Source organism: Salibacterium lacus, assembly GCF_042684865.1.
Taxonomy (GTDB): domain Bacteria; phylum Bacillota; class Bacilli; order Bacillales; family Marinococcaceae; genus Salibacterium; species Salibacterium lacus.
On record NZ_JBHUML010000003.1, the window covers coordinates 258,889 to 279,571 of the forward strand.

A 20,683-nucleotide genomic window follows, 5' to 3' on the forward strand; every position below is an offset into this window, starting at 1 on the left:
ATTAAAAAACCTCCCGTAAAATCGGACTGATCTGTTCGAGTGCCGCCAGTGCTACCGGGATGTCCCAGTTTTCACGATCCCGCGGACCGACAGCATTGGATACGGCACGTACTTCAAAAGCGGGAATATGTTTTCTCCGTGCCGCGGCCGCCGCGCCGTATCCTTCCATGGCTTCCGCCCGCGCACCGGGAAAACGGGCGCGGAGGGTCTGCGCCGTGGCGTGGGTGCCGGTGGCTGTCATTGTCGTTAAAACAGGGCCGGCGCACGCGTGCAAACCGGTATGTTCTGCTTTGCTGCGCAGTTGTTCCACTTTCTCCGCATCACAAGTGTAGCGGGACGCACCAAGGTTGAGGTGTTCCAGCGAAAGGAAGCCGTCCGGGGCTTCCGCGCCCGCCTCCGCTGCAATCATTTCACTCGCGACAATAATGGATCCGGTACCTTCCGAGTGATGGAAGGCACCGGCAATCCCGGCGTTGATGACAGCCTTGTAGTTATCAGCTGCCAGAGCGTAGGCGGTACTCACCGCTGATTCCGCCATCCCGGCTCCCCCCGCTTTCACTACAAACCGCGGGTCGTTCTCTAATCCTTTATGTATAACTTCCGCTTCTTTGTCCACCGCCGTGACAATTAGAATCTTTCCTTCTTCCATGATGTGAACTCCTTTGCTGCTGATGGGCTGTTCTTTTATCCTATCACGGAATCCTTCTTTCTGTCCTGCCGCAGCAAAAAGCGGGCAACGTTACGTTTGCATTGTTTCCTTTGGGACAAACGTAACCATGGCAGGTTCATCGTGACGTTTCCAACGGAACAACCTATCCCAAACGTAACTATGAACGATTCATAACGACGTTCAGCCTGCCCGCCACTTAAAAAGTGCCTTATGACACACCCCGCCAGGCCTGAAGCACACGTTTCAACGACAAAAAACTACACACATACGAAAACATCCGAACACCAGCCTTCCCGGCCGTCGTTCGGATATATTGATACCATCTATTTCTTTCCCTGTTGCGTCTACGACAGGCTGCTCGCCGGGATGGAAATCGTGCGTCCCTGCTTCGTCCAGGTTGCCCCTTTCTCACTCGGCAGCTGCCAGTCTTCGTAGCACTGCTTCAGCAGTTCATCCAGCCCTTCCACATAATGCAGCCTGGTATCTGGATCGTACTTCGTTATTTCTTCCGGGAAACATTGTGCTTCCGGTACCGATTCATGCAGGGCGTTGATGGCATGAAGGTGGCTGAGCGCGGCTTCCGGACCGCATAGTGTTTCGGTCCGCTGCTCCTGCACCGCTTCCATGCAGTGATACAGTTTGAAACTCCGTTCGTTTTCCGGATTGCCATACGTCACCACCGTACCATCCGTGAACTCCGCCTTAAGCTCCTGCTCATGATGAACATACGTCAACACGGCGTGTTCGAATTCATAGCGGATGACCGGACCAATCTCTTCTGTAACGGCGTGAGATGCGAGAAAATGTACCGGGACGCCGTCTTCGGTTTCGCCTTTTAATGCACACGTATCAAACGTTTCAATATCGTTGGCACGGTACAGTTCCGCTGTAAGTTCCTTCAAAGGCGCACTGCGTTCAGCACGCGATCCGAGAATGTAGAACATGTTATGAAGAAAGTGGGACGTGGCATTGTTGACGACACTGTCAAAAATCGGTGTCCGATCGGCGGCGTATTTTTTCCCGGCCCAGGAAGCCCGTTCATAGTACGCTTCCGTGCGCGGCCAGAGGGCGAGCGTTTTCATGCGCCGGGCTTCGCCGAATCTTCCAGATAGAACGTCCTGTTTCACCTGTTGGATAATCCGGCTGAAGGACCAGTCAAATCCGACCGCCACGAACGCATTCTTCTCCTGTTTCAAACGGATGATCTTTTCCGCGTCCTCCAGAGAAGGAGTCATCGGCTTTTCACACAACACATGGCTTCCATTCTCCAGAGCGCATATCGTCTGCGCGGTATGAAAGTGGATCGGTGTGGAAATAACAGCCATATCCGCCTCATATTTCTCGTAGAAGGCTTCCATCGATGAAAATACCGGAACGTCCGCCTCTTTTAACTGTTCATAATAGTCGCTGTTCTCCGGGGCAATGTCCACAACTCCCTGAATCCGGTTGAACATGGACTCTTCCCATAATACTTTCAGGTAATTGTTGCCGTAACCGCCAATGCCGACGAGTACGATCGAAACCGATTGTTCCATAAGCTCCTCCTCTTATTTATTCCATCCGGACCGCCTTTTCCTGAGCGGTCAGGCAGAGTTCCGCCGCCTTAAACGCATGAGCCTGCGTCATCGCGCGTTCGGTATGTTCAAGACAGTCGAGAATTAGATCGTGGTAGTAAGGGAAACCGACTTTCCCTGCGAGGGAATAATGCTTTTCCCCCTGCTGATTCACTAAAAACAGATGCTCTCCATTTTCATCGTTGGTTATATCGATATTCTTCCGTAATTCGATGAAACCCTCTGTGCCTAGAATGATGGTACGGCCGTCCCCCCAGGAACGAAGGCCGTCCGGCGTCAGCCAGTCGACACGGAAATAGTTCCCCGCTCCGTTATCGCCCGTCAAGGTTGCATCCCCGAAGTCTTCCATTTCCGGGTGATCTTTATTGATGTAATTGGCCGTCCTGCTCGCCTGTACCTCGGCATCACGGGCTCCCGTGAACGTCAGAAACTGTTCAATCTGATGGCTTCCGATGTCGCACAAAATCCCGCCGTACTGTTCTTTTTTGAAGAACCATTCCGGACGGGCGGGAGCGTTCAGCCGGTGCGGTCCGGTACCGATAACCTGAACGACGCGGCCAATCGCTCCTTTGTTGATAATCTGTCCGGCAAAGACAGCGCTTTCCACGGAAACACGCTCACTGTAATTCACTGCCCATTTCAGTCCTGTTTCCTCCGTTTTCGCTTTGGCCCGCTTGAGCTGGTCCATCGTTGTAAACGGAGCTTTAGCGGTGAAAAAGTGTTTGCCGGCGTCCTGCACTTCCAGGCCCAGATCTCCGCGTTCGGAGGTGATGGGTGCTGCAGCCACGAGTTGTATCTCCCCGTCCTCAAGAATTTCTGCTTTGGACGATGCTGCCTGTGCCTGTGGAAACTTTTCCTGAAACGCTTTCACTTTATCTGCGTCTGAATCATACACCCATTTCACTTCTGCACCGGCCTGTTCAAGTTTCGCGCACATATTGTTGATGTGTCCGTGTTCAAGACCGATTGCCGCGATCTTGAACTCTCCCGGTCCGACGACCGCTTCAGGTTTTGGTTCTGGTTCGAAATGAAGGGTGTTCGAATGGTTCATCATACCCAATCTCTCCTTCTTTCCCTCGCGAAGGTTATATAGTTCTATGTTATACTTTTTCACGCCCCATGTCTTATTAAAGAGTCATCTGTTTCTCAATTTCGGAAGCTGCTTTTCAACCTTCCTTTTTATATTCAGAAGGGGTATGCCCGGTATGCTTTTTAAACACCTGGCTGAAATAACGGGGATTGTTGCCGAATCCGACTTTTTCTGCGACTTCAAACATTTTCACTTCTTCCGTTTGATCCATAAGGCCTTTCGCTCTTTCCATCCGCTCTTTCATCAAATACGTGGAGAACTTCTCCCCTGTCTCTTTTTTAAACAGCTTCCCAAGATAGTCCGAGTTCATGTAAAACACATCAGAAGCAATGCCGGAAATGGAGAGAGCCTCGTCATCCAAGTGCTCTTTTGCGTAATTCATCACTTCTTTAACGAGTTGATTCTGGGTATTTTTTTGATTCGTGTAATTCTTTTCTGCAATGCCGACCGCCGTTTCCTTCATGAAGACCTCCATCTCTGGGAGCGTTGTAAAAGTATGAAACATAGTCACATGGTCAAATAACTGTTCCATCGAGGCACTGTCGGTCTGGCGTATCAACGACATATATAACTCCAGACAGTGGGAACGTACGACCTGCACATCAAATCTGGCTTTTTTCAGCGCCTGGAAACAATAATCCAGATATTCCGACGCTTCTTCCTCATTGCCGCTCCTTACAGCCACAAGAAGGGACTCGTGATCCATCGTCAATCCTTTAAACTCGTGGTTGTCATCTTTTATATCCTCTGAGGTCACGATACCCCCTCTGCCAAGATAAAACCGGTGGGACAGCCCTTCGAGAATTTCCTGATAAAGCAGATGCAGATCGGTGATGCTTCCTGTGCTCGTTACAGACGTCGTAAACGAGGATTGCTGCAGGTCTTTCCAGTCTTCTTTTACGTTCTTGATGTGATCAATAAGAGTCTGCACCCCGCTGTCTTCAACGAGCAGTACAATGCGTTCGGAGATGATGGTTGCAAGCAGAATGTCCTGGCACGCGGTTATTTCGTTCTTCAGCATTTCTTTCAGCATAAACAGCGACTCATACTCTACGCTGTCATCCAGGACAAAACCGATAAGGCGGAACGATTTCCACTGTTTTTCAAAGCCGAATAATTCCTGGTAGTATCTCCATTCTTTAATATCAAATTTTTTGTTGATGATAAATTCACGGAGAAATTGTTCTTTAGCCTTTGGAATGATGTTGTTCAGGTGTTCTCTCATATTTTCTATAAACGCTTCTTTTTCTCCGGCCTGATCGAGTTCCTGTACAATGTCCCCCACCGCTTCCTCGATTTTCTCCTCATTGCTCGGCTTCAGCAGATAGTGTTTCACCCCGCATTTCATCGCTGTTTTCGCAAATTCGAATTCATCATAACCGGAAAGCACAATGAACCGCACGGCGGGAAACGTATCGTACACTTTTTCAATGAGCTCAATGCCGTTTAAACCGGGCATTTTAATATCGGTCAAAACAATATCCGGAGGTTTTTTCTGAATCAAATCATACGCCATCTGTCCGTTGTATGCTTTCACCGGTGCATGGGTTCCGCATTTTTCCCAGTTCACCATGGACGCGATACCTTCAAGAATAAACGTTTCATCGTCAACAACCATTACGTCATACATCCTGCTCCCCCCTCATATAAGGCAGTGTAATCGTAACAACCGTTCCTCCTTCCTCTGCGTTCGAAATGCTCACACCACCGTCTTCCCCAAACATGAGATGAATCCTTTCGTTGATATTATATAAACCGATCCCGGAGCCTTTCGGTTTCACAACCCCTTCATGAATCTGCCGGATCTTCTGTTCATTAATACCGGGTCCGCTGTCACGGACAATGACTGCGAGTGCCTCCTCCTGCCGGACGATTCTCACCACAACAGCACATGGATCCATCATTTCTTCCAGTGCGTGCTGAATAGCATTTTCTACGATCGGCTGAATGGTAAGCTTCGGGATGTTTAAATCTCCGGTTTCCGGTTCCTGCTCCAGGGAAAACTGAAGCCGCTCCCCGTAACGGAACTTCTGGATGGTGATGTAATTCTCCACAATCTCGAGTTCTTCATTCACCTGAATCAGGGGCTTCTTTTTGCTGATAATGTTACGCATCATATTACCCAGCGCTTCCGCCATTCTTGAAATTTGTGTCTCCTGCCTCATTTTTGCCATCCAATGGATGGAATCGAGTGTATTGTACAGAAAATGCGGATTAATCTGGGACTGCAGGGCTTTATATTCTGTTTCTTTAATGACCAGTTGTTTTGTATAGTTCTCCTTGATCAGATCATTAATTTTATTCAGCATGATATGAAAATTGCGCTGCAGATCCCCAATCTCGTCCCGGAGATAAGCAGGCTCTTCGTTCTCCACCTGATCAAAGTCGCCCTGCTGGACTTTTTTCATCCGCCTGGTAAGCTCTTCGATCGGTTTCGAAATAGCTTTGGCCGACTGCCGGCTGATAAAAACCGCAATGACGGCTACCAACACCATATAACCGGCCATTAATTGATAAATTAAGCTTTTCTGACTGTCTACATCTTCAAATGGGAGTGTATTATAGTATGTTAGATCATAATAACGGGATGGTTCGTGTGTAACAAAAAATTCCTCCTCCCCCACATCAGTAACAGCATAATTCTCCGTACCGGATACATCCAAAAACGTATCAACCGCGTCTGCCTCAAACGTATCGGAATGAAGAATATCGTTCTCATTTGCTATGACAAAACTTTTATCCGACGTAATATTAAGAGTCCGGTTAATCATCGCCTCCAGATCAATCGTGGTAATCATATACCCAAGATGGTCGAGAGACAGATTTTCCTTTTTACGTATCTCCCGGGCGGAAACGAGAACCTCTTCTTCAGGAAACCCTTTCCACACATGGCCTCCACCCGCTTCTTCAATCCGGTCCGTCAACTCCTCCATATTCAAATCAATATCCGGAGAAAATCCGGCATTAATGACATTGCCGCTGCCATCCACCGCGATCATGGAGGAGATATAGGATTCCTGGTTTACATATAAATTCAGCCGGTTCAAAAGCTCCATTCGTATCCTGTAGGAATTGTAGTCATTGCTGCCTGCGTTCAGTTGTTCCATATAGAGTTGAATCGTTGGATTCGTGACAATCTGAAAGGAATAATCCTCCATGTTTTTCAGTTCATTATCCAGGACATTGGAAGCCAGATGAAGATTACCCGCCGCTTCTTCATAAATCTTATTCTCATAAATCTCCGATAATAAATAAAAAATGAAAAGTCCGAGTACCCCGAATACAGCCATTAATAAAAACGTGAGCGAAAACAGTTTGTTCCGGATCTTGGTAAACTGATTAAAAATAGCGGTGGGGTGAAAAAATCGCAGCCATGTTTTCAGTCGATAAAACCTGCGCCCGCCGCCAGTATTGATCGGCATCAGCCTCTCCCCTCTGCTCTACATGCCACTGGACATTTTTTCTTTACTGCCACTGCTTTTGCGGACGTAAACGAGACAGATGACCGTAATCAAACCTGCCATTTCTCCAATGGAAGCAGCTACCGCCCCGCTAATTCCGTTCCAAGCAGGGAAAGCGTTTACAAGAAAGGCGAGAACGATACAGACTATGATGATATTCACTGTCTGGCTGACCATCATTCTCTGTGTCCGCCGTTCAAGCATAATAAATCCGTTGAAAAAATCAACCCACGGAAAAACAAGCACCTTCACAATGAAGAACTGCAGCACAATCAATGTCGGTCCCGCCAGGCCGGGGTCTGCTCCCATTAAAACATTCATAAACCATCCCCCTGCCGGTGTAAGCGTCACAACAAGCAGCAACAATGCCGGAATCACGCTCAGAAATATCATGAACGTCCATACTTTGGAATGATCCCTTTGGTAGAATTGTAGCACAATTTGGTGGGTATACATAAAGAAACTCAGCATGAACTGGGAAATCGTAAATGCGAGTGCAAAGGAAGCGATACTAAGTTCCATATCTCTCGTCTGGGCAAGAAAAATATAAACGAGCGGCTGCAGCATCGTCTGGAACAAAAAATAAACGACCATCGGAAGATAAAACGGCATGATTTCTTTTTTGTACAATGCTTCCCCGCTTTCGGGAGTATGTTTTAATATGGCATGCCCTTTCCAGACACTGATGACACATTCAACAAACATGCCTGTCAAAAAGATGACGGCACCGGCCATGCTCGTAATATTTCCGGCGGCCACAAACCACCAGGCAATGAGAAACATGGCGCCAACCCTTACAATGACCCCGGCAGTAAGCCATTTCGTCTCGAGGTGCCGGATGATGACACCTTGGTAAATACCGCGTATCCCTGAAAAAATAATAACAAACGTAATCACAAAAAACGTCAACGAAATCGTGCGCACCATATCGTCGTCCGCATTAAAAAGGTGGATAAACATCCACCTTCCAAGCGGCGTGAAACTGATGATCATACTAAATGCCATCATAACGGCTGTCACGTAAATAAACACGATAAACAGCGGTTGGAATGTTTTTTTATCCCGGACAAGAGCAGAACTTGTCTGTCTGAATACAATCATCGGTTTTTCCACAATGCCGAACATGGAAAAGGCGACTGCATAGCAGGCTACAATGAAAGCTGCATTATCCGCTCTGCTCAGTGTACCGTTAATAATAATATGCGTTAGAGAGGTTAAGCTGGAGGATAGACCGAGTGGAATAAAAAAAGCGGCAAGCGCCTTATACGTCAGGCTGGAACATACCTTTTTCACTTCGCATCCCTTCTTCTACAGTTCTGCCTGCTGCAAACGGGGATCCCCGTCGTCTGCTTTATTTTTATGTCTGCTCACTAACTTTCCAGCTGAAGCCGCCAGAAACTGTTGAAAAACAATCGCCAGGACAACAGGCAGGGCAGCCGCCGGCGGAAAGTAGGTAACCGCAATGGCGGCTCCGACACCGGTATTGCGCATCCCCGCATTATACATCAAACTGACGGCGGTGGGACGGCTCCATCCAAACAGCCTCGCTGACAAAAATCCAAGTCCGTACGCTGCACAGGCAAGGAGGAATACAACGAGAAACAAAAAAATCAAACGCATGGAAATCGTTTGAAAATAGGGGGCGGTAACGGCACTGTTTATCAAAATGACAAATAACACCCCTATTTTGGAAAAAGGAGCGGCGGCTGTTCCAACCTGATGCGCCCGCTTTTCGTTCAAACGGTTAAACAAAACGGCAGCCATGGAAGGAACAACAACCATCCAGAGCAGTCCAAGCATAATACCCGGAACATCCATTGCTACTTCCGTTCCAACAAGAATACCCAATATGGAAGGAACGAGAAGCGGAGAAATTAATGTATTAATAATAACGACAGCCACTGTCAATCCGGTATTTCCACCGTAAATATCGCTCCACATAATAGTAATGACACCCGTTGGTATAGAAAACGCCAACACAAGCCCTGTGATCAGAAGGATATCACCTGTAAAAAACAAAAGGCCCGCACCGTACGCAGCAACGGGCATCACCATCTGCAGCAGAATCATTGCGGTGATGATAGGCAGGGGGCGAAGGAAAGCCTCTTTCATCTGCTGAAGATGAAGTTTCAGGCAGCTCGAAAAACTGATAAAAGCAAAGATCCATTTCACCCAGTCCGAGAGCACCTGCGCACCGGACAACACAGTGATGCCCAGCAGCAATACGAGAGGAATCATAAACGGCAGCGCTTTCTCGAGGTATCTATTCACTTGTTGATACACAGCATCCCTTCTTCCTGCAGCATCGGACGTACGTATCACAGCACCATCAGGCCGGTACGTGTTCGTAAGAGTGACCAGCCGCTTCTTCCACCTGCATTTTTTTCAGGGACTGATAGACAAGCCACATGTTGATTTGGGCAAGCAGACTGACCCCGCAGATTGGAATAAAGCCTGGAAACGAAATGAAAAAATAGTAAGCAGCGAGTAACGAAATAATAATTAACAGCACATTGGCCGTATTGAGGAAACTGAGCGCAATAGAATATTTAATATACTGAAAGAGCTTCATTCTGTAATGGACGTATGTTGGAAAAATATATACAAGCATAAAGATAAAGACAATCCCTGTGACGATCATGAATACATTCAGAGCCGTGAACAAGGCGCCTTCAAAGCTCCGGAAGAAATTCAGGTTAAAATACCACAGAAGCCCGAATCCGATTAATGACAGCCCAAGACCATTGGCCTTGAAAAATTCTGTTTTGTAACTTTTCCAGAACGTGCGGAAGACTTTCACTTCTTCTTCGCCAAGACAGGTCCGGCGAGCCACTGAAAATAAGGCTGCCGTGCTCGGAGCGATACCGAAAATAACGCCGCCGAGCAGTGTACAGGCTGCCCACATCACATTCAGGTAGAAAAAATAACAGACCCAGCGGCAGAAAGAAATGATGAACATGAACAACAAACCATCTCTTTTCACGTCAATCTCCCCTTCCTTTCATTCCTTCAGTTGCAGCCAGTAGATCTTCCACCCGCACCGGTTGGTTCTCATGTGCTGATTTCCAGACCGCTTCCCCGGCTGCCACAGCAAGCGCGCCGTCCCAGCTCCCCGAAAGAATAGTATACGGACGCTTGGGATTCTCCCCGAGAAAGATGTCTTCCTGAAGAACCGGATCGCCGCCGCCGTGGCCGCCTTCCCGTTCAACAACATGAATCGTTTCCTTTGAGCCAAAGAGTGGAAAATAATCAATGGTCTGCTCCGGCACAGGGAAAGGAACACGCGACGGAGCATGATATTCCATCGTTTCCAGGCGGCCTTCTGTGCCATTAATCGCAAGACGGTAACCTTCATAAGGCAGAGAAAAATTCACCGAGTAATTCAGCAGCGATCCCTGACTGTATTTCACAACGGCTGTGTACGTATCCTCAATCGTTATATCAGAGTCAAACACGCACTTATCCGGTCTGTATCCCGTGTACCCCTGGCGTCTTTTCATGTCTGAATGGATATGATCATCCTGCACGGACGCCGTGTTACTTCTTGTGTTCCACCGCATGTAATAAGGACAATCAAGCTTTACATCGCAGGTCGAACAGTGTCTGCCGTCTTCTTTCCTTGGGTTATGCACACTGTCGCTGCCGTAATAATTCAGAGCGCCGTACGCAAAAACCTCTTCGGGCTGTTGATCAATCCACCAGTTCACAAGGTCAAAATGATGTGAACTTTTGTGGATGGACAATCCTCCGGAATGTTCGCGGTAACGGTTCCAGCGTTGAAAATAGGAAGAACCATGATAGGTGTCAATGTACCAGTTCAGATCCACCGACGTCACACGGCCGATTTTTCCTTCGTCGATCAGTTCTTTTATTTTCATATGGTACGGGTTATAGCGGTAATTGAATGTCACGTGGACATAACCGCTGCTGTTTTCTTCTGCTTCTATGATGCGCCGGCATTCTTTTGCTGTGACCGCCATGGGTTTTTCGGATATGACCTCCAGGTTGTGCTCAAGCCCGCGGACGATAAAATCCACATGCGTATCATCCCGGCTGGTTACAATGACCGCATCCGGTTGGACGTCTTCCACCATGCGGTCAAATTCATCCGCACCGAATGCAGGCACTTCAATTGTTTCCGGATATTGTTCCCTGCACACTTCAAATCTCACCGCATCCACATCGAGCATTCCCACCAGTTGACAGGAATCAGAGAACGTCTTAAGCATCGGTTTGATAAACATCCCGAGTGCCCGGTTGCTCATGCCGCAGACTACATATCGTTTCACATCACACACCTCATTCTGCTGTTTAAAGTAAACGACTATCCCTTTTATTGTAAGCGTTCTCAACTAAAAGTCAATAAAGGGTCACCCTTTCAGTCCGCTTGTACTGATTCCGTCTACGATATAGCGCTGGAAGAAAAAGAAGATAATGAAAATCGGCAGCAGACTCAAGGTCGTCATCGCAAATAGTGCGCCCCAGTTGGTCACCGCCTGCGGATCGGAAAATAGTTTCAGCGCAAGCGATACTGGATATTTTTCCGGTGTCTGCAGATAGATAAGCGGTGCCATAAAGTCGTCCCAACGCCAGTAGAAGGAGAAGATCGTTGATGTCATCATCGCCGGAACAATCAATGGAACAATGATTCGAATAAAGATGGAAATCGTGTTACAACCGTCAATTCGGGCTGCCTGATCAAGTTCCGGAGGTATCGTCCGGATAAACTGGATCATGAGAAAGATAAAGAACGGGTACCCGAAAAAGGTCGGCAGAATCAGTGGAAGATACGTATCGATCAAATTAAACCAGTTAAACATGATATACTGCGGAATCATTACCATTTCAAAAGGAAGCATCATTGTCATAAGCATGAGGGCAAACCATACTTTACGCCCCGTAAAATTGATTCTTGCAAATCCATAAGCAGCCACCGCCGAGAAAATAATACTCCCTATAGTCGAAACACCTACGATAATAAACGTATTTTTATAGAAGGTGGTAAAAGAAATGCCCGCAAAACCTTTCCATCCCTCTACATAGTTCGAGAATTCCCAGGACTCCGGAATAAGACTGTGGGCATTCACAAACACGTTCGAACTTTCTTTCAGGGAACTGGCCAGCATCCAAATGAGAGGATAAAGCATAACCAGTGTAAAGAGTCCCAGCAGTGTGTGTTGTGTGATTTTTTTCAGTCGATTCTTTGTTTTATACGTCATGCATTACACCCCCTGATATTACCCATCATAATGAACCCAGTAGTCGGAACTTTTGAAAATAATCGCTGTAAAAATACCAATGATCAAGAGCATCACCCAGGCAAGCGCCGAAGCATAGCCCATATCAAAGAATTGGAACGCCTGACGGTACATGTACAGGACATATAGCAGGGTGCTGTTAACCGGTCCGCCTTCGGTAATGATAAAGGCCGGTGTGAACGCCATAAACCCGTGGATAACCTGCATAATCACGTTAAACAGAATGACAGGCGTCAGCATGGGGAGCGTAATTCTGAAAAACTTCTGCAGCGGAGTGCCCCCGTCCACTTCTGCCGCTTCATAATAAATGCCGGGAATATTACGAAGACCTGCCAGGAAGATAATCATCGATGAACCGAACTGCCATCCGTAAAGAATAACAAGTGTCCAAATCGCTGTATTCGGATCACCGAGCCAGGAATGGCCCGAAAGGCCGATGCTCTCCAGCATAGAGTTGATCGCACCGTCGTTTCCGAATAACTGTCTCCACATAATGGATACTCCGATGCTTCCGCCGACGATGGACGGCAGGTACAGGAGGGTCCGGTAAATACCGACCATTTCCACTACCCTGTTTAAAACGAGGGCAATCAATAATGCGAAGATAAGCCTGAACGGCACAGCCGTTCCGGCGTAAAAGAATGTTACCCGCATCGATTCCCAGAACACCGGATCATTTGTAAACATTTCTTTATAGTTAGCAAGGCCCGCCCACTGCGGGCTGCCAACGAGGTTGAAATCCGTAAAAGATAAATACAGCGAATACATCATAGGAAACAGCATAAATGCTATTGTTCCGAAAATAAACGGACTAAGAAACAGATACCCCATCTTATTGTCTACATCTTTGACCGGCTTTTTTTGCTTTTTCGATGAGGAGTTCCGTTTCGGGGTGTTGGGAAACTTGGTTTCTTCTGTATGTGTCTGCTGCATCTATGCCACTCCTTTCATCAGTAAATGAAAAGGGGTCCTGAACTTGTTTGGAGCACAGGACCCCTGCTTTTTCCCTATTGTTCTGACAATATAGACTCTGCTTCCTGTCTGAAATGTTCGGCGCCTTCCTGAGGCGTCATTTCCCCGTACATCACCATTTCATCGGTGTCTTTCAAAGCCTGCAGCACTTCCGATGCGGAAGCCGGGAAGTTGGTGTCCGGTGCCGAACTGTTTTCCGCTACAACATCAAGGTAGTCGAAAATTTTGGTCTGGGCTTCGGTTAATCCGCTTTCTCTCAGCGCGTCCCGCACATCCGGTTTAATCGGTACGCCGCGGTCGCCTCCGATTACTTCAAACACTTCAACTGTGTTGGTATAGAAGTTAATGAAGTCTGCTGCCTGTTCTTTGTGTTCCGAGTTTTCCCCGATGGACCACAGCATGGACGGTTTCTGGAACATGCCCTGATCATTGTTTTCTCCCGGAAGCATTGCGATTTCCAGTGGCGTATCTGTTGTATTCTGGAGCGTCTGGAACTGGTTCGACCAGTTCTTGATATGAATGGAGGTTTCACCTCTTGTAATCAGCTCATCTTCAAGACCCTGAATCTGATCGACTACACTGTAGTCCGGACTGACTTCATTATCAATCTGCTGCTTCATCATCGAGAAATAATCAGCCAGGAGCTGGTCATCTTCATATCCAAGTGCCGTACCATCTTCGTTAAACATGGCTTTGCCGTTTTCCCTCAGATAGTATTCAAAGAAGTTATCAGGTTCTGTGTAACTCACACCGTACTGCCCGGTTGCTTCTGAGATGCCGGAAGTGATATCCATATACTCCTGCCACGTCCAGTCATTGGATGGCTTTTCAACATCTGTTCCCTCAAATGCTTCCGGATTGTAGGCAACCATCATGGCGTTGGTGCCGGTCGGAATTCCAACCTGGGTGCCGTCAACCTGACCACTCTCAACGACCGTATCATCCACCCCTTCCAAATCGATTGTTCCGTCTTCAATAAACGGCCCGAGGTCTGCGAGGAGTCCTTCGCCGGCATACTGGTTTACGTACTCGCCGAAGTTCTGCTGCATGATGTCCGGCAGATTACCTCCTGATGCCTGAGCGGCCATTCGTTCAAAATAACCATCAAAACCGGAAAATTCCGTATTAATCGTGACGTTCGGGTTTTCTTCTTCATACATTGTGATAATTTCTTCTGTCATGTCGTGACGGGCCTGCGATCCCCACCAGGACATTCGGAGTTCTATCTCTCCGTCGGAACTGCCTTCCTCCGAACCGCCGCCTTCTGAGCTTCCATCAGAACTGCCGGAGTCACTTCCGGCTTCCTGGCCCCCGCCGGTACCGCTTCCAGCACAGGCAGCAATAAATACAATCATAAGAGCAGCACACATCAGCAACCATACTTTTTTCAAATGCTTCACTCTCCCCTTAAATAAATTTGAAAGCGCTTTCTGTTTATATGTCTATGATATTGTATCCGCTTACATTTCGTAATAAAAAATTCAGACATTTATGTTCAAAAATCAGACACAACTTCTCAGGAGCTTTTTTGATTTCAAAGGCATTGGGAAAAGAAAAAGCCGTTGAACCGCTGCTGCCGCCGGCTTTTACTTCTTAGGTGTGAATGATGAGGAGGGAGGGAGGGATGGAGCGGGTATGGACACTATATTGCCGGGGACGGCGTATAGTGTCTACGGAGATGACTTCGATGGACACTATAACTCCCGATCAGACGATTAGTGGTTCCTATACCCATGAACAGCCATTACAGCACAGAATGTAAGCCGCAATGTCCCTCAAGACGCCGTTTCGAGGAAACTAATTCTTCTTTTTCATTTGATAGTGGATACTGACAAAGCAAAAACACCCGGTTGTCATCAATGGACAGCCGGGTGCGTTTTTTATTTTGGGAAAAATGCTGTTTCTCCTTATTGCGCAACGGTTTTGAGCAGCTGATACAGGTTGGATTTGGCTTCAAAACCGATGCCCGGCACGTCCGGCAGCGTTACTCTGCCGTTTTCGACCGGGTGGTTATCCGCAAAGCCGCCGAACGGCTCAAATACACCCGGATACGATTCGTTTCCACCGAGCCCGAGACCGGCTGCGATGTTTAAAGACATCTGGTGGCCGCCGTGCGGAATGCAATTCCGGGGAGACCAGCCGTGTTCTTCGAGCATAGCAAGAATCCGGCGGTATTCCACAAGTCCGTAGCTCAGCGCACAGTCAAACTGAAGGTAGTCTTTTTCCGGGCGCATCCCGCCGTAACGGATCAGGTTTCTCGCATCCTGCATCGAAAACAGATTTTCTCCGGTTGCCATCGGGGGCGCGTAGTGTCTGCCGAGTTCTTTCTGGAGTTCGAAATCAAGTGGATCCCCCGCTTCTTCATACCAGAATAGATTATACGGTTCAAGGGCGCGGGCATATTCGACCGCTGTATCCAGGTTAAATCTGCCGTTTGCGTCCACCGCAAGAGACTGCCCGTCCGGTACCACCTCGAGAACCGCTTCAATCCTGCGCAGGTCTTCTTCAAGCGAAGCCCCGCCGATTTTCATTTTCACAACCGAGTAGCCGGTCTCCATATACTGCTTCATTTCATCCTGAAGCGCATCGTATCCTTTTCCGGGCTTATAGTATCCCCCGGCGGCATAAACAAACACGCTGTCATCCGCCTGTCCCCCGCGGTACCGATCCGCAAGCAGCTGGTAAAGCGGCTTTTCCTCTATTTTAGCCACCGCGTCCCAAACCGCCATATCGATCGTGCCGACAGCCACCGAGCGTTCCCCGTGGCCGCCCGGCTTTTCCCCTGTCATAAGGATATCCCAGATTTTATAAGGATCCAGGTTCTCCCCTGACTCATCCACTACCTCATCCGAGGCTGCTTCAAGAAGCCGGGGGATAAACCGCTCGTGAAGCAGACCGCTCGGAGCGTATCTCCCGTTAGAGTTAAATCCGTAGCCCACCACACGCTTTCCATCCCGCACGACATCGGTCACGACTGCCACCACGGAAGCAGTCATTTTGCTGAAATCAATAAAGGCGTTGCTGATGTCAGACTTGATCGGAACGGCTTGTTCTTTTACATCGATGATTTTCAATATATTCAGCTCCTTTTCCCGAAGGATGTTCTCTATGTTTTCAACATAACATGGAGCAGTATCATCTGCTGGAAATAATATTTAAATGATAACATATTCACCCGGTTATCCTATCATTTCACGCGGCTGTAAAAAATATGACCGGATCGGAAGCCCATTCCCGATCCGGCCTTCTGCTTTTATTTTTTCACCCTGACCACAGTGCTTCCTTCCCATTGTTCTCCGGAAGCCAGTTCACCGCTGACTGTGACTTCTATTTCCTTTCCTTCTTCCAGGACATCCGCCAGATCCTGACGGTTGAACTGTACTTTATAGCTGTTGCTGCTTCCCGGCTGCTTCACCGGTTCCGCTTCCTCATTAAGCCGGATCGAGTCAAACTGTATTTCTTCAGCATCATGATCTTCCGGCAGTTCAATATGAACGGTGGCCACGCCGCCGCCTTTCACATTCAGGACAGGCGGAGTAAACCGGAGGTCAGCTTCCACGGTTTCCGTGTCTCCGTTTTCCCCAGGCGCCATGAACTCCAGAAAATCTCCCCGGATGATATTTCCTTCTTCATCACGCTCGTATGGAAGCTCCGGTTCAAGACTTGCAAAGTTGTCATCCGACAGTTCCGTTCCGGAAGCATTGTCCGATACTTCTCCGTCAAACAGATAGTTAGTGTCCGATTCAAGATAGTCCGGATAGTTGTCTGCCGCTTCATAATCCTTCTGATAGGATACAAAGTGATCAAGCTCAAATTCTTCTTCAATATCATCATACGTTGAGAAATCAAGGTTGCCGCCTGCGTTATTAAACGAAACATTGTCCTCGGCAATAATCGCAGGGTTGCTGTTGCTCGTAAACCCGGCCGCGCCATTATTGAAGGCGATGCTGTCCCGTATCACATGAGGAACGTTTACTCCTTCGCCGCCGAGCTTAAAGCCGTTTTTATCCCCGGTTCCTTCGGTGCCATCCGTTAAAAAGCCGTTGTTATAGGCGATACTGTCTTCTATCGTTACGGGGCCGATCGCTCCCGTCCCGACTTTTGTATACAGATCCCATCCGTCATCGATATTGTTATGGGCGATCGTACCGCGGAACACATTGCCTTCCCCGGACGTCAGCTTTGCCGCAAATCCGTCCGCGTTGTTTTCCGACGGATCCCGGTTATCAAATGACGTGCTGTTCAGAACCAGGTTATGGGACGGCCATTCGGATTTATCGTCTTCTTCCGGATCCGTCCGGCTGATCTGCATCCCTGTATCACCGTGCTCATAAAACCGGCTGTTCTCTACAATGTTATGGTCACCGCCGATGACAAACCCTTTCGTGTTGCCGGCGGAGCGGGCAAAGTCAAGGCCTTCCACGTGCCAGTAATTACCACTCAGCTCCACCCCTTTGGACTGCTTGTCAAAATCAATGACCGGATCTGCACCGGGAGCTGCTTTCAGCATCTTCCGGGCATCTTCCGTGCCGTCATGAAATTGTTCAATCATCAGCATGTCATCCCGTACATACTCGCCATCTGTAACAAGAATCGTCTGTCCGGGGCTGACGAAATCAACGGCTGTATCGAGATCCACCGGATCCGCTTCTGTTCCTTCCCCGGAAGTATCCGCGTCCGGAGCCGTATAAATGTCTCCTTCAAACGTCCGGTTGGTAACGGAAAAATTCGTTACGATCTCGTCATAGGACGTCAGCATCTGCGTATCATCCGGCAGAAACACAGAGGTGAAATTCGTATCCGCATTTTCCGGAAGCGATGTTTCAATCACCTTCATTTCCCCGGCTGCCATTTCTTCCTGCTCTGCGATCGTTTCCAGTCCCTGCTTCAATGTGACAGTACCGTTCACGTTGGACTGAAGTCTGACATTATACTGCTCTGTTTCCGATGTCTCCTCCAGTGATACAACTTCCATCTCCGGTTCCACCGGTTCAGCAGGAGGTTCCACTTTCGGAGGATCCGTTGCTGCTGCACTGATATTCATATCCATATTTTCGACCACAATATCCGCTTTCCGGGCGGTGTAAAAACCGACATACACTTTATCATCCTGGACATTCAGAATATCCGGCTCATAAAGGATTTCTTCTTCGCCGTTATTCAGTGTTCCGGTATAGCCGCTGTTCGTCTTGGACAATGTCAGGTGATAGTCTTCTTCCGGATGCGTATTGGATGGTCCCGGCTTTTCATTTTCCAGCATGATTTTCTGAATGCCTTCACTGCCGGCTCCGTCTGAAGACTCCACGCCGGTCCGTACAAACAGCTGTGTACCGTTTTCCTCCATCGTGCCGCCGCTGAATCCGCCGACTGCGGCTATATTGGATGCAAACACGCTCGTGTTTCCATCTTCTCCGATGGCATCACGGGCCATGATACCAAACGATTCCTGACCGTCATGCGGATCTTTGGCATAATCGTTCACCTGAATATCAGCCGATAATTCAAAGTTGTCTTCTTCTTCATCAATCACTGTGTAGTAATAGGAAATGCCGTCATGATCGCCGGTGATCTTTCCTCCACTCGGACCCTCGGCTGTCAAAGCCACGGAAGAACCGTCTTCCATCACTTCCACATCGTTTGAATCGTCACCTGCGGACTGCCCGAAGTTGATGGAATGCCATTCCGGAACCGATGCTTCGCGTACCGTTACTTCATAAGAAATGGATTCCATATCTTCCGGTGCGATCGTGATTTCATAGGTTCCGGGCGTGGAACTGTCAAAATCAGATTCTTCCACGGTGTAAGATCCTTCATCCAGGACCTCTTCATCACCGTTGTCATACAACCTTGATACTTCCAGTCCTTCTGCTGAAAAAGAGTCCCCGGTTTCAAAAGTTGTCTCTGGATAAGACGTAATACCAAGTCCTGTTACCTCTTTTTCCTTCACATCCACATCAAAGGAGGCCGTTTCTCCTTTATGGGTGACCGTCACCTGCCGTTCCCCCGGTGTGGCGGTATCCAGGTCTGAGGCTTCCAGGTCATCCCGCGTTAACCGGACATTGCTGCCGTCATCGTACTCGGCATAAACCGTCATGCCGTCCAGATCCAGTTCTTCCCCGAGAAAGTACGTTGTTTTTTCAGGAGGCTGCCGGATATCCAGACCGGTCAGCGCGGCATCCGATACGTTGATATCAAAAGAGGTGGACACGTTCGACTGGTCTGCCGCTTCCACGGTGACTGATTTTGTGCCGGCATCTTCGAACGTATAATCTTCCCCGGCCTGTTCCCCATCGATCAGCAGGTTGTAATCTTCCGGCGCCAGTTCCTCCGACTGATAGCCGTCGTTATACTCCCCGGTTACGGTTAACCCTTCCGGATCAAAGGTATCTCCAAGGTAATAGGAGGTCTCTGCCGGATGATACTTGATCTCCATTCCTGTGAGAGATAGTTCATCAATGGTAAGATCAATTGCTTTCGTCACACCGTTATAACTTACAGCAATGGTATTTGTTCCGGCTTCGCTGCTGTCAAAACCGGACACGATATAATCTCCCGCTGACAGTTCTTCTGTTGTACCATCAGCCAGAACGGCAGTTACCTGCAGCCCTTCTGTGTTCAGTTCTCCACCAATTAAATAGTTCTTCTGCATACTGCGGGCATCCAGTTCCAGTTCCGATACGTCGCTGTCATTCACGTCCAGTTGAAAATCACTGAAGTTGACCACTGCTTCCCGCGCTGCATAAAAGCCGGCGGTCATCTCTCCGGAAAACATATCTTCTTCTGTCAGCGTCTGCGTATCGCCGTTGGATTCGAGCAGGTACGTATCTCCCGATTTCTGAATTCGGAGGTCGAACGTTTCTTCCGGTGCAGGGGACTTATTATCAAAGGAGGCTGCATCTTCATAATCATTGTCTCCTTTTTTATAGAACCCCTGCATCTCCCCACCGAGTCCCCCGGCTGCCACATAGTTTGCGGTTTGCGTACTCGTATCACCATTTTCACCGGCTTCATCGCGGAGAATCACACCGAAGGAAACCTGGCCGTCACCGCTGTTATAGCTTTCCACCTCAGCGGTTGCCTGCATTTCAAAGTTTGCTTCAGAGGGGAGCTGCCTGAAATAATACGACAATCCTTCCGACCCGCTTTCTATCTTCCCTCCTTCTGCCGTAATCGTGACCGACCCATCGTCTTCTATCACCGGATCGGGATTGGAAGTCTCCCCGGTATTTGAACCGAACGCGCTGAACATCCATTCACTAGTGTCCGTTTCATCCGCGAGGACAGATAACGGCGAAAACGCAAGCAGCAGTGACATCGATAATGCCGTTCCTTTTTTCACACCCTTCATGTTCACCTCTCCTTTTTCTGGTAAGTAAAAGTAAAACATGTCCCTCCTTTCGGAAACGTTAATAAAAAATTGTAAGCGTATTCATAAAAAGTGTCAATTTTGTGACGGTTATTGCTGCTTCATTTCTAATTCTTAATTAGAACTTTAGAACCATCTGACTGTATTGGATATGAAAAGGCATGTTTAGATATCAGATATAATATTTTAATTATTCTACTTATTTCAATAAGATAGTACCATTTTGTGAAAACACTGCAATACATACTGACGTACATAAACAAAGAGTCAAAAAAAGCATGGAAAACGGAAA

14 protein-coding genes are annotated in these 20,683 nt (G+C 48.1%); all 14 read right to left on the minus strand.

Annotation, left to right across the window (positions count from 1 at the left end):
• Window position 1: 1 nt before the first annotated feature.
• The 14 genes from ACFSUB_RS11780 to ACFSUB_RS11845 all read right to left on the minus strand — a co-directional run bounded on the left by ACFSUB_RS11780 (window position 2) and on the right by ACFSUB_RS11845 (window position 20,373).
• Window positions 2-649: a futalosine hydrolase gene (locus tag ACFSUB_RS11780; RefSeq protein WP_380713452.1), complete on the minus strand. Its 648-nt coding sequence runs from the start codon at window positions 647-649 to the stop codon at window positions 2-4.
• A gap of 365 nt (window positions 650-1,014) precedes the next feature.
• Entirely contained in the window at window positions 1,015-2,205 is a 1,191-nt protein-coding gene (locus tag ACFSUB_RS11785) for a Gfo/Idh/MocA family protein (protein ID WP_380713453.1), read from the minus strand.
• A 16-nt stretch (window positions 2,206-2,221) separates the two neighbouring features.
• Window positions 2,222-3,295: a Gfo/Idh/MocA family protein gene (locus tag ACFSUB_RS11790; RefSeq protein WP_380713650.1), complete on the minus strand. Its 1,074-nt coding sequence runs from the start codon at window positions 3,293-3,295 to the stop codon at window positions 2,222-2,224.
• A gap of 115 nt (window positions 3,296-3,410) precedes the next feature.
• The gene (locus ACFSUB_RS11795; RefSeq protein ID WP_380713454.1) at window positions 3,411-4,964 is read right to left on the minus strand and encodes a response regulator; all 1,554 of its coding nucleotides are present in this window, start codon (window positions 4,962-4,964) and stop codon (window positions 3,411-3,413) included.
• Window positions 4,957-6,756 carry a histidine kinase gene (locus ACFSUB_RS11800; RefSeq protein ID WP_380713455.1) on the minus strand — a complete coding sequence of 600 codons (1,800 nt, stop codon included), beginning with the start codon at window positions 6,754-6,756 and terminating at the stop codon, window positions 4,957-4,959. The genes ACFSUB_RS11795 and ACFSUB_RS11800 overlap by 8 nt, the downstream gene beginning before the upstream one ends.
• An 18-nt stretch (window positions 6,757-6,774) precedes the next feature.
• Window positions 6,775-8,088 carry a multi antimicrobial extrusion protein MatE gene (locus ACFSUB_RS11805; protein ID WP_380713456.1) on the minus strand — a complete coding sequence of 438 codons (1,314 nt, stop codon included), beginning with the start codon at window positions 8,086-8,088 and terminating at the stop codon, window positions 6,775-6,777.
• Between the two features lie 15 nt (window positions 8,089-8,103).
• Window positions 8,104-9,078 carry a bile acid:sodium symporter family protein gene (locus ACFSUB_RS11810; protein ID WP_380713457.1) on the minus strand — a complete coding sequence of 325 codons (975 nt, stop codon included), beginning with the start codon at window positions 9,076-9,078 and terminating at the stop codon, window positions 8,104-8,106.
• A gap of 46 nt (window positions 9,079-9,124) precedes the next feature.
• Complete coding sequence (locus ACFSUB_RS11815; RefSeq protein ID WP_380713458.1) at window positions 9,125-9,778, minus strand: YesL family protein; 654 nt, start codon at window positions 9,776-9,778, stop codon at window positions 9,125-9,127.
• A gap of 1 nt (window position 9,779) precedes the next feature.
• On the minus strand, window positions 9,780-11,084 hold the full coding sequence (locus tag ACFSUB_RS11820; RefSeq protein ID WP_380713459.1) for a Gfo/Idh/MocA family protein: 1,305 nt from the start codon (window positions 11,082-11,084) through the stop codon (window positions 9,780-9,782).
• 81 nt (window positions 11,085-11,165) lie between these two features.
• The gene (locus ACFSUB_RS11825; RefSeq protein ID WP_380713460.1) at window positions 11,166-12,014 is read right to left on the minus strand and encodes a carbohydrate ABC transporter permease; all 849 of its coding nucleotides are present in this window, start codon (window positions 12,012-12,014) and stop codon (window positions 11,166-11,168) included.
• An 18-nt stretch (window positions 12,015-12,032) separates the two neighbouring features.
• Window positions 12,033-12,986, minus strand: coding sequence for a carbohydrate ABC transporter permease (locus ACFSUB_RS11830; protein WP_380713461.1), 954 nt, complete (start codon window positions 12,984-12,986; stop codon window positions 12,033-12,035).
• Between the two features lie 74 nt (window positions 12,987-13,060).
• Entirely contained in the window at window positions 13,061-14,416 is a 1,356-nt protein-coding gene (locus tag ACFSUB_RS11835; RefSeq protein ID WP_380713462.1) for an ABC transporter substrate-binding protein, read from the minus strand.
• Between the two features lie 516 nt (window positions 14,417-14,932).
• Window positions 14,933-16,099, minus strand: coding sequence for a mandelate racemase/muconate lactonizing enzyme family protein (locus ACFSUB_RS11840; RefSeq protein ID WP_380713463.1), 1,167 nt, complete (start codon window positions 16,097-16,099; stop codon window positions 14,933-14,935).
• Between the two features lie 179 nt (window positions 16,100-16,278).
• Window positions 16,279-20,373: a bacterial Ig-like domain-containing protein gene (locus ACFSUB_RS11845; RefSeq protein ID WP_380713464.1), complete on the minus strand. Its 4,095-nt coding sequence runs from the start codon at window positions 20,371-20,373 to the stop codon at window positions 16,279-16,281.
• Between the last annotated feature and the right edge of the window lie 310 nt (window positions 20,374-20,683).